This window comes from Pseudomonas sp. PsB, from assembly GCF_043658375.1.
Lineage (GTDB): Bacteria > Pseudomonadota > Gammaproteobacteria > Pseudomonadales > Pseudomonadaceae > Aquipseudomonas > Aquipseudomonas putida_Z.
This window is the reverse complement of record NZ_JBIGLU010000003.1, coordinates 307,250-317,247: the sequence shown is the minus strand read 5'-3', so window position 1 is coordinate 317,247 and position 9,998 is coordinate 307,250. Positions and strand designations below refer to the sequence as shown.

Sequence of the window (9,998 nt, the reverse complement as noted above, 5' to 3'; positions counted from 1 at the left end):
GCTCAGCAATCTCAAATGACTATGTGATTTCTCGCATGGTCACTTGTGATGCTGATAATCTTTGTGACTATCAGTCCATACTCACAAGCACCCACACGAATTGCTTGATTCGATTTGTTAAAGAGCATTTGGTTAAGAGCTTTTCGTCTCAACCGAGGCGCGCATTCTACGCTTTCCTCATTTGCTGTCAAGCGTTTATTTTGAAGTTTTTTGCGAGAAACTCGTTTAGCTTCAAACACTTGACTCGCTGCGATCTCTCGTAGCGGGAGGCGAATCATACAGCGTTTAGAAGCGCTGTCAACCATCATCTCAACCGCTATCGATCATTCGATCGTAGCCCTTTCAACTTCGCCTCAACTATCTAACTCATTGAATTTCAAGGAGTTTGTCGTTCCGGCGTCGCTGGAAGTGGGGCGCATTATAAGGGGATTCGAAGGGGCGTCAACCTTTAATTTCAAGAAATTGAAATATCAGGGGAAAAGACCACATCAAGGCCACCAGGTGTTCGCCACAACACCTTCTGCGCCTATGAGATCGAGCGCCGCCCGCGCGGCGCTTCGCAGCACAAGGCTGCTCCTACATCTGTTTCGGGCCAGTCTCTCCTGTGCCTGGTGCGCGCGACCGCCTTGTCTGTTCCATTCAATATCGAAGGTTGCGCCTGCTGCTCTTCATCAATCTCCAGCCATGCACCCAGGGTGCGCGCGCCAATGGCGCAGGAATAATTGGCCCGAAACAGATGTAGGAGCAGCCTTGTGCTGCGAAGCGCCGCGCGGGCGGCGCTCGATCTCATAGGCGCCAGAAAACACAAGGCAGGCACCTCTCAAAGCCAATACCATCTCAAGACAGGCCCATAGCCGCCCTGACGCACCCAACAACCAAAAGCCAAACCCCAAAAACAAAGCGGGGAGGCCTATCGGCCTCCCCGCTTCTATATAGCCACACCCAAAGCCAATCACTCAGCCTTCAAGGTAACCCGCGCAAACGACTTCTTGCCCGCCTGGCACACATGGGTAGCACCCAGCGCAAACATGAAGTCACGATCAACCACCGCACCATCGACCTTCACCGCACCACCACTCAGCAAGTCCCGCGCCTGCGCAGAGTTCTTCACCAGGCCAGCCCGGTTCAGTACGGCAGCAATCGGCAGGCTTTCGCCCGCAGCCACTTCGATTTCCGGCAGATCTTCCGGCAGCTCGCCTTCCTTCATACGGTTACCCGCTGCACGGTGAGCATTGGCCGCTGCCTCCTCGCCATGGAAGCGCGCAACGATCTCTTCCGCCAGCTTGATCTTGATGTCGCGCGGGTTGGCACCATTGGCGACGTCGGCACGGAACTGCTCGATCTCTTCCATCGAACGGAAGCTCAGCAGTTCGAAGTAGCGCCACATCAGGGTATCCGGGATCGACACCAGCTTGCTGTACATCACCCCCGGCGCTTCCTGGATACCTACATAGTTACCCAGCGACTTGGACATCTTCTTCACGCCGTCGAGCCCTTCGAGCAGCGGCATGGTCACGATGTTCTGCGCTTCCTGGCCATAGGCGCGCTGCAGCTCACGCCCCATCAGCAGGTTGAACTTCTGGTCGGTACCACCCAGCTCGACATCCGCCTTCAGCGCCACCGAGTCATAACCCTGCACCAGCGGGTACAGGAACTCGTGGATGGCAATAGGCTGGTTGGTGGTGTAGCGCTTGTCGAAGTCATCGCGCTCGAGCATGCGCGCCACGGTGTACTGCGATGCCAGGCGAATGAAGTCGGCCGGGGTCAGCTTGTCCATCCAGGTGGAGTTGAACGCGACCTCGGTCTTGGCTGGATCGAGGATCTTGAACACCTGCTGCTTGTAGGTCTCGGCGTTTTCCAGCACCTGCTCGCGGGTCAGCGGCGGGCGCGTGGCGCTCTTGCCGCTCGGGTCACCGATCATGCCGGTGAAGTCACCGATCAGGAAGATGACCTGGTGGCCCAGGTCCTGGAACTGGCGCAGCTTGTTGATCAGCACCGTGTGCCCAAGGTGCAGGTCAGGCGCGGTCGGGTCGAAGCCGGCCTTGATGCGCAGAGGCTGGCCGCGCTTGAGCTTCTCCACCAGTTCCGACTCGACCAGTACTTCTTCCGCACCGCGCTTGATAAGCGCCAGCTGCTCTTCAACCGACTTCATAGACAAACCCGCAAGGCTCAGATTCAGGGGGAGCCAACCATACAAGATCGGCCGTCAATTACAAGTTTCGCAAAGGAATGTGACCCGAACACAGGCTTGCGGCGTCTACGCGCCCTTGCGTGAAAATGGATTTGGTTATATTTTATACAGTTATTTCATCTTCATCATGTCATTCATCTTTTCCATTTCACCTTTTTCAAAGTCACCTTGCCCATGACCAACGAACCGCCTAAAGCGCCCCCGCTTTATCCGAAAAGCCATCTGTTGGCCGCCAGCGGCATCGCCGCCCTGCTCAGCCTGGCCCTGCTGGTGTTTCCCTCCAGCGAAGTGGAAGCCAAGAAAACCACCCTCAACCTCGAGCTGGAGAGCCCTGCCGAACAGTTGAAGGACGAATCCCGCGCTGCGCCCCTGGTGCAGGCAGAAGGTGAGCAAGGCTCGCCATTCGCCCAGATCGAAGAGGCCGCCCCCGAGACCCAGAACGCCGAGCAGGAAGCCCCTGCCGCCGAACCGGTCGTCGAAGCCGCCAAGCAACCCAGCCACCGCGAAGTCACCGTGGCCCGGGGTGATACCCTGTCCACCCTGTTCGCCAAGGTCGGCCTGCCAAGCAACGCGGTGCACGACCTGCTGGCCAGCAACAAGCAGGCCAAGCAGTTCAGCCAGCTCAAGCACGGCCAGGTGCTGCAGTTCGAGCTCGACAAGGACGGCCAGCTGGCCAGCCTGCACAGCAAGGTCAGCAACCTCGAAACCATTCGCCTGACCAAGACCGACAAGGGCTATACCTTCAACCGCGAAATCAGCAAGCCGGTAGTGCGTACCGCCTACGCCCACGGCGTGATCAAAAGCTCGCTGTCGGCCTCGGCCCAGCGCGCCGGCCTGTCCCACAGCATGACCATGGACATGGCCCGCGTGCTGGGTTACGACATCGATTTCGCCCAGGACATTCGCCCGGGCGATGAATTCGACGTGGTCTACGAGCAGAAGGTAATGGACGGCAAGGTCGTCGGCACCGGTAACATCCTGTCCGCGCGCTTCACCAACCGCGGCAAGACCTACACCGCCGTGCGCTATACCAACAAGCAGGGCAACACCAGCTACTACACCGCCGATGGCAATAGCCTGCGCAAGGCCTTCATCCGCACCCCGGTCGACTTCGCCCGCATCAGCTCGCGCTTCTCCGCCGGCCGCAAGCACCCGATCCTGAACAAGATCCGTGCCCACAAAGGCGTCGACTACGCCGCCCCACGCGGCACTCCAATCAAGGCAGCCGGTGACGGCCGCATCGAGCTGGCCGGGCGCCGCGGTGGTTACGGCAACACCGTGATCATCCAGCACGGTAACCGCTACAAGACGCTGTACGGCCACATGCAGGGCTTTGCCAAGGGCATCAAGACCGGCGGCTCGGTCAAGCAGGGCCAGATCATCGGCTACATCGGCACCACCGGCCTGTCCACCGGCCCGCACCTGCACTACGAGTTCCAGGTCAACGGTGTGCACGTCGACCCGCTGAGCCAGAAAGTGCCGATGGCCGACCCGATCGCCAGGAACGAGCGCCAGCGTTTCCTGCAGCAGAGCCAACCCCTGATCGCCCGTATGGATCAGGAAAAGGCCACCCTGCTCGCAGCGAACAAGCGCTAAGCCCATGGCGCTCTACCTGGGGGTGATGTCCGGCACCAGCCTCGATGGCCTGGACATTGCCTTGATCGAACAAGGCGAGCAGCTCGAACTGCTCGCCACCCACTACCTGCCCATGCCCGGCGACCTGCGCCAGGAACTGCTGGGCCTTTGCAGCAGCGGCCCTGACGAGATCGCCCGCGCTGCACTGGCGGAAAACCGCTGGGCCAGCCTGGCAGGCGAAGGTATCCGCGAGCTGCTGACCAGGCAAGGGCTGCAGGCCGGAGCCATCCGCGCCATCGGCAGCCACGGCCAGACCATCCGCCACGAACCTGCACGCGGCTTTACCGTGCAGATCGGCAACCCGGCGCTGCTGGCCGAGCTTACCGGCATCAGCGTGGTCGCCGACTTCCGCCGTCGCGATGTGGCCGCCGGTGGCCAAGGTGCGCCACTGGTGCCGGCCTTCCATGAAACCCTGTTCAGCCACCTGGGCCAGCGCCTGGCCATTCTCAACGTGGGCGGTTTCAGCAACCTCAGCCTGATCGAACACGACAAGCCAGTCCACGGCTTCGACTGCGGCCCGGGCAACGTGCTGCTGGATGCCTGGATCGAACGCAAGCGCGGCCAGGCCTACGATGCGGATGGGGCTTGGGCTGCCTCGGGCGTAGTGCAAGCCGACTTGCTCAGCGCACTGCTGGCCGACCCGTTCTTCGCCGGCAGCGGCCCGAAGAGCACGGGCCGCGAAGTATTCAACCTGCCCTGGCTGGATGGCCACCTGACCCGCCTGCCCGCTTACCGCGACGAGGACGTACAGGCAACATTGCTGGAACTGACCGCACGCAGCATCATCGACTCGTTGAGCAACGCCCAGCAAGGCACCGAAGCGCTGCTGGTCTGCGGTGGCGGTGCGCGCAACGGCGCCCTGATGGCACGCCTCGGCCAGTTGCTGCCCGACGCCCGTGTCGCCAGCACCGGCGCCCATGGCGTGGACCCGGACTGGGTCGAAGCCATGGCCTTCGCCTGGCTGGCCCACTGTTGCCTGGAAGGCATCGCTGCCAATCGCCCTAGCGTGACAGCGGCCAAGGGCCTGCGCGTACTCGGCGCAATCTACCCGGCCTGAACGTTACGCCAGAAAGCAAAACGCCGCGCAATTGCGCGGCGTTTTCATATGGCCAGGCCTCAGATCGAGAACGAGGAGCCGCAGCCACAGGTGGTAGCAGCGTTCGGGTTCTTGATCACGAAGCGCGAGCCTTCCAGGCCTTCCTGGTAATCCACCTCGGCGCCGGCCAGGTACTGGAAGCTCATCGGGTCGACCACAAGGGAAACACCTTCGCGCTCGACGATGGTGTCGTCTTCGGCCACGTCTTCATCGAAGGTGAAGCCATACTGGAAGCCCGAGCAGCCGCCACCGGTGACGAACACGCGCAGCTTCAGACGATCGTTGCCTTCCTCGGAAACCAGGTTCTTCACCTTTTGCGCAGCGCCGTGGGTGAATTCCAAAGCGGTGGGGGTGAAGGTTTCGACGCTCATGTTGATTCTCCCGGCGTGGTAGCCGCCATAAAACTCGATGACGCGCATTATCCGCTTTCCCGAGAAAATCGGTCAAGAATTGTGCGGCTTTAGTCGCGACCTACAAAAAGGCCCGCACGACGCGGGCCTTTTCGAACGCTGGCGGCTTACGGCAGCAGGCCCGCGTGTGACAAGCCCATGCGCTCGTCCAGGCCGAACAGGATGTTGAGGTTCTGCACCGCCTGGCCGGACGCGCCTTTGACCAGGTTGTCGATCACCGACAGCACCACCACCAGGTCACCGCCTTGCGGGCGATGAACGGCAATGCGGCAGACGTTGGCGCCGCGCACACTGCGGGTTTCCGGGTGGCTGCCAGCCGGCATCACATCGACGAACGGTTCATCGGCGTAACGCTTCTCGAACAGCGCCTGCAGGTCGACCGAGGTGTCGGCGACGGTAGCGTACAAGGTGGCGTGGATGCCACGGATCATTGGCGTCAGGTGCGGCACGAAAGTCAGGCCGATATCCTTGCCAGCGGCCAGGCGCAGGCCCTGGCTGATTTCCGGCAGGTGGCGATGGCCCTTCACTGCGTAGGCTTTCATGCTTTCGCCGGCTTCGCAGAACAGCGAACCCACCGCCGCACCACGACCAGCGCCGCTGACACCCGACTTGCAGTCGGCGATCAGGCGCGACGGGTCGGCCAGGCCAGCTTCCAGCAGCGGCAGGAAGCCCAGTTGGGTGGCGGTCGGGTAGCAACCCGGCACAGCGATCAGGCGCGCCTGGCGAATCTTCTCGCGGTTGACTTCAGGCAGGCCGTATACCGCGTCCTTGAGCAGCTCTGGCGCACCGTGCGGCTGGCCGTACCACTTGCCCCACTCGGCGGCGTCCTGCAGACGGAAGTCGGCCGACAGGTCGATCACCTTGGTACCGGCCGCCAGCAGTTCGCCAGCCAGGGCGTGGGCAACACCGTGCGGGGTGGCGAAGAACACCACGTCGCAGGCGGCCAGGGTCTTGCTGTCCGGCACGCTGAACGCCAGCCCGTCATAGTGGCCGCGCAGGTTCGGGTACATGTCCGCCACTGCAACGCCCGCCTCGGAGCGCGAAGTGATGACCGCCACTTCGGCCTGTGGATGCTGTGCCAGCAGACGCAACAGTTCGACGCCGGTGTAACCCGTGCCGCCAACGATACCGACCTTGATCATAACGCTTGCCCCTTATCAACGAGCCGTCTGGAAAGCGCACGATAATAGGGGCGCAAGGCGCCTGTAACAACTCTTCGGGTGACCCTTCGGGCGCTTGACCACTACTATCTGACGACCGTGAATACCTGAAGGAACTCCCCCATGCTTTACCTATGGATCAAAGCGCTGCATATCGTCAGCGTGGTCTGCTGGTTCGCCGGCCTGTTCTACCTGCCGCGGCTGTTCGTCTACCACGCCCAAAGCCAGGACAGCATCAGCCAGGAACGCTTCGTGACCATGGAGCGCAAGCTGTTTCGCGGCATCATGAACCCGGCGATGATCGCCACCTACGTGTTCGGCGCATGGATGCTCTACCTCACGCCCGGCTGGCTCAGCCAGGGCTGGCTGCATGCCAAGCTGACCCTGGTCATCCTGCTGACCGTCTACCATCACATGTGCGGCGCCCAGCGCAAGCGCTTCGCCAGCGGCAGCAACACCCGCAGCCACGTCTACTATCGCTGGTTCAACGAAGTGCCTGTGCTGTTCCTGCTGGGTATCGTAATTCTGGTGGTGGTCAAACCGTTCTGACATAGCCACCCGCTCAAGGAGCCTTGCCATGTCGTTACCTGCCTCCCTCGAACAACGCCTGCGCCTGCCCGTGGTTGCCGCACCGATGTTCCTGATCTCCAACCCCAGGCTGGTACTGGCCTGCTGCTCCAGCGGCGTGGTCGGCAGCTTCCCGGCCCTCAACCAGCGCAACAGCGCCGGCTTCAAGGCCTGGCTGGAGGAAATCGAGGCAGGCCTGGCACAGCTGCAGGCGCCAGCCCCCTATGCCGTCAACCTGATCGTCCACCCGACCAACCCTCGCCTGCAGGCCGACCTGGCGTTGTGCGTGGAACACCGCGTGCCGATCGTCATCACCAGCCTCGGCGCGGTGAAGGAAGTGGTCGATGCCGTGCATGGCTACGGCGGCCTGGTGTTCCACGATGTCACCACCCGCCGCCATGCCGAGAAAGCCGCCGAAGCCGGTGTTGATGGCCTGATCGCCGTTGCTGCAGGCGCAGGCGGCCATGCGGGCACCTGGAGCCCGTTCGCCCTGGCTGCGGAGATTCGCCAGTTCTTCGACAAAACCCTGCTGCTGGCCGGCTGCCTCAACCACGGCCACGAGATCCTCGCCGCGCAAATGCTGGGTGCGGACCTTGCTTACATGGGCACCCGCTTCATCGCCACCGCAGAAAGCCAGGCCCCGGACGCCTACAAGCAGATGCTGCTCGATTCCCATGCCGCCGACATCGTCCACACCCCGGCGGTGTCCGGCGTTCCCGCCAGCTTCCTGCGCCCGAGCCTGGAACAGGCCGGCTATGACATGAACGCCATCAAGGGCGGCCATGAGCAAGGCAAGCTCAAGCCGATCGACGACGAAGCCAAGGCCTGGAAGACCGTGTGGTCGGCGGGCCAGGGGGTCGGCGGTATCGACGACCTGCCCAGCGCCAGCGCGCTGATCGGACGGCTGCATGACGAGTACCGGGACGCCCTGGAACGCTGCCAGGCCCTGCGCGCCCGCACCCTGTAGCAAAAGGCAACACCTTGCCCGGCCAAGCTGTACACTAGGCGCCCTCTTCAGCCCCCAGGAGCCTTGCATGACCCGTTACGCCATGATCACTGGTGCTTCCAGCGGCCTGGGCCTGGCCCTGGCGGAAGCCCTGGCGCGGCGCGGGCGCAATCTGATTCTGGTGGCACGCCAGCGTGAAACGCTGGAACCGGTGGCCATCGAGCTGACCCAACGCTTCGGTGTCGAGGTACTGTTCCGTGCCTGCGACCTCAGCCAGCCGTTGCGCCTGTCGGGCTTCGTGCTGGAGCTGGAGGAAGGCGAGCGGCGCATCGACCTGCTGGTCAATTGTGCCGGCCTGCGCACCTACGGGCCACTCCTGGCCCATGAGTGGGCCGACGAACAGGACCTGCTGGAAGTCAACGTGCTGGCCCTGAGCCGCCTGTGCCACGCCATCGGTAACCTGATGGCCGTGCAGGGCGGCGGGCAGATCCTCAATGTCGCCGGCCTGGCCGGGGTGGCGCCTGGCCCGTGGATGGCCGCCTATGCCGCCAGCAAGGCCTATGTGCTGAGCTTCTCCCAGGCCTTGCGTGAAGAACTCAAGCGCACCGGCATCAAGGTTTCGGTACTGTGCCCCGGCCCGGTGCGCTCCTCGCGCCGGCGCATTCCGCGGCTGGATGGCAAGCCACGCTGCCTCAGCCCTGAGGAAGTGGCGCTGTACACCGTGCGCGCGCTGGACAAGAACCGCGCACTGATACTGCCCGGCCGGCGTAATCGCTTGCTGGCGTTCGCCCCGCGCCTGCTGCCGCGCTGGCTGGTGCGCAAGCTGGCAGGGGCCATCCACCGCCGCTATTGCCCGGTAGGCATGGAATAGCCACTGGGCGAGCGGCGCCCGGCTGAGTACACTCGGCCCGACCCTCACCATGGAGCAAGTGCTGTGGACGATTTATTCATCAAGATCATCAACCGGGAGATCCCGGCGAAGATCATCTACGAGGACGACCAGGTTCTGGCGTTCCACGATATCGCCCCCCAGGCGCCCGTGCATTTTCTGGTCATCCCGAAAAAGCACATCCGCACCCTCAATGACTTGACCGAAGAAGACAAAGGCCTGGCTGGTCACATCTTGTTCACCGCCCAGCGTCTGGCCAAGGAACTTGGCTGCGAGGAAGGCTTCCGCGTAGTGATGAACTGCAACGAGCAAGGCGGCCAGACCGTCTACCACATCCACATGCACGTGCTTGGCCAGCGCCAGATGCACTGGCCACCGGGCTGATCCACGGCAAGCGACCCTGCCACTATTGCGGTAAACTGTCGGGCACATTCTTGCGGAGGTGCCCGATGGCTACCGAACGTCACTACTCGCCGCTCGACCGCTTGTTGCTGCAGGCCGATACCGCCATGCGCACCTTGCTGCCCTTCAGCGGCCAACCCGCCCGCCCATCGCCGGCCATTGTCCAGCCGGACGTCGACCTGGACGAACAGCAGGCTCGTCATGTTGCCGGGCTGATGCGTATCAACCACACCGGTGAAGTCTGCGCCCAGGCGCTGTACCAGGGCCAGGCCCTGACCGCCAAGCTGCCCGAAGTGCGCAAGGCCATGGAACACGCCGCCGAGGAAGAAGTGGACCACCTGGCCTGGTGCGAACAGCGCATTCGCCAGCTGAACAGCCACCCCAGCGTGCTCAACCCGTTGTTCTACGGCATGTCGTTCGGTATCGGCGCACTCGCCGGGCTGGTCAGCGACAAGGTCAGCCTGGGCTTCGTCGCCGCCACCGAGCACCAGGTGTGCAAGCACCTCGACGAGCACCTGGAGCAGATCCCGCAGGAAGACGAAAAGTCCCGGGCCATCCTCGAACAGATGCGCATCGATGAGGAACAGCACGCCGAGTCTGCACTGGAAGCCGGCGGTTATCGCTTCCCCGCCCCTGTTCGCTTTGGCATGAGCCTGTTGGCCAAGGTCATGACCAAGAGCACCTACCGCATCTGAAGGCATC

10 protein-coding genes are annotated in these 9,998 nt (G+C 62.7%); 7 read left to right on the top strand and 3 right to left on the bottom strand.

The genetic code is table 11. The annotated features are described in order from the left end of the window. Positions 1–952: 952 nt before the first annotated feature. Positions 953–2,152, bottom strand: coding sequence for a tyrosine--tRNA ligase (gene tyrS / locus ACGLHT_RS07690; RefSeq protein WP_025337483.1), 1,200 nt, complete (start codon positions 2,150–2,152; stop codon positions 953–955). 213 nt (positions 2,153–2,365) lie between these two features. Here tyrS and ACGLHT_RS07685 point away from each other — a divergent pair, with 213 nt between their 5' ends. Together ACGLHT_RS07685 and ACGLHT_RS07680 are read left to right on the top strand one after the other, a co-directional pair. Beyond that, complete coding sequence (locus tag ACGLHT_RS07685) at positions 2,366–3,787, top strand: peptidoglycan DD-metalloendopeptidase family protein (protein ID WP_085693443.1); 1,422 nt, start codon at positions 2,366–2,368, stop codon at positions 3,785–3,787. A gap of 4 nt (positions 3,788–3,791) precedes the next feature. Further along, positions 3,792–4,883: an anhydro-N-acetylmuramic acid kinase gene (locus ACGLHT_RS07680; RefSeq protein ID WP_274120074.1), complete on the top strand. Its 1,092-nt coding sequence runs from the start codon at positions 3,792–3,794 to the stop codon at positions 4,881–4,883. A gap of 59 nt (positions 4,884–4,942) precedes the next feature. Here the strand turns inward: ACGLHT_RS07680 and erpA are convergent, their stop codons facing one another. Both erpA and argC read right to left on the bottom strand, forming a co-directional pair. Continuing rightward, positions 4,943–5,293 carry an iron-sulfur cluster insertion protein ErpA gene (gene erpA, locus ACGLHT_RS07675; RefSeq protein WP_015268740.1) on the bottom strand — a complete coding sequence of 117 codons (351 nt, stop codon included), beginning with the start codon at positions 5,291–5,293 and terminating at the stop codon, positions 4,943–4,945. Between the two features lie 146 nt (positions 5,294–5,439). Then, on the bottom strand, positions 5,440–6,474 hold the full coding sequence (argC, locus tag ACGLHT_RS07670) for an N-acetyl-gamma-glutamyl-phosphate reductase (protein ID WP_025337480.1): 1,035 nt from the start codon (positions 6,472–6,474) through the stop codon (positions 5,440–5,442). Positions 6,475–6,615: 141 nt separating this feature from the next. Here argC and hemJ point away from each other — a divergent pair, with 141 nt between their 5' ends. The 5 genes from hemJ to coq7 all read left to right on the top strand — a co-directional run bounded on the left by hemJ (position 6,616) and on the right by coq7 (position 9,991). Beyond that, complete coding sequence (hemJ, locus tag ACGLHT_RS07665) at positions 6,616–7,041, top strand: protoporphyrinogen oxidase HemJ (protein WP_003258833.1); 426 nt, start codon at positions 6,616–6,618, stop codon at positions 7,039–7,041. Between the two features lie 28 nt (positions 7,042–7,069). Next, entirely contained in the window at positions 7,070–8,026 is a 957-nt protein-coding gene (locus tag ACGLHT_RS07660; protein WP_137162857.1) for a nitronate monooxygenase family protein, read from the top strand. A 67-nt stretch (positions 8,027–8,093) separates the two neighbouring features. After that, entirely contained in the window at positions 8,094–8,876 is a 783-nt protein-coding gene (locus tag ACGLHT_RS07655) for an SDR family oxidoreductase (RefSeq protein ID WP_137162856.1), read from the top strand. A gap of 63 nt (positions 8,877–8,939) precedes the next feature. Beyond that, positions 8,940–9,278: a histidine triad nucleotide-binding protein gene (locus ACGLHT_RS07650; protein ID WP_013970615.1), complete on the top strand. Its 339-nt coding sequence runs from the start codon at positions 8,940–8,942 to the stop codon at positions 9,276–9,278. Between the two features lie 65 nt (positions 9,279–9,343). Beyond that, positions 9,344–9,991 (top strand): 2-polyprenyl-3-methyl-6-methoxy-1,4-benzoquinone monooxygenase, encoded by a 648-nt coding sequence (coq7, locus tag ACGLHT_RS07645; protein ID WP_025337477.1) that lies wholly within the window; start codon positions 9,344–9,346, stop codon positions 9,989–9,991. The last annotated feature ends 7 nt before the right edge of the window (positions 9,992–9,998 follow it).

Coding starts and splice junctions, on each gene's coding strand:
- ACGLHT_RS07655 (WP_137162856.1), top strand. CDS start 8,094: ATGACCCGTTACGCCATGATCACTGGTGCTTCCAGCGGCCTGGGCCTG.
- coq7 (WP_025337477.1), top strand. CDS start 9,344: ATGGCTACCGAACGTCACTACTCGCCGCTCGACCGCTTGTTGCTGCAG.
- ACGLHT_RS07680 (WP_274120074.1), top strand. CDS start 3,792: ATGGCGCTCTACCTGGGGGTGATGTCCGGCACCAGCCTCGATGGCCTG.
- ACGLHT_RS07685 (WP_085693443.1), top strand. CDS start 2,366: ATGACCAACGAACCGCCTAAAGCGCCCCCGCTTTATCCGAAAAGCCAT.
- tyrS (WP_025337483.1), bottom strand. CDS start 2,152: ATGAAGTCGGTTGAAGAGCAGCTGGCGCTTATCAAGCGCGGTGCGGAA.
- ACGLHT_RS07660 (WP_137162857.1), top strand. CDS start 7,070: ATGTCGTTACCTGCCTCCCTCGAACAACGCCTGCGCCTGCCCGTGGTT.
- hemJ (WP_003258833.1), top strand. CDS start 6,616: ATGCTTTACCTATGGATCAAAGCGCTGCATATCGTCAGCGTGGTCTGC.
- argC (WP_025337480.1), bottom strand. CDS start 6,474: ATGATCAAGGTCGGTATCGTTGGCGGCACGGGTTACACCGGCGTCGAA.
- erpA (WP_015268740.1), bottom strand. CDS start 5,293: ATGAGCGTCGAAACCTTCACCCCCACCGCTTTGGAATTCACCCACGGC.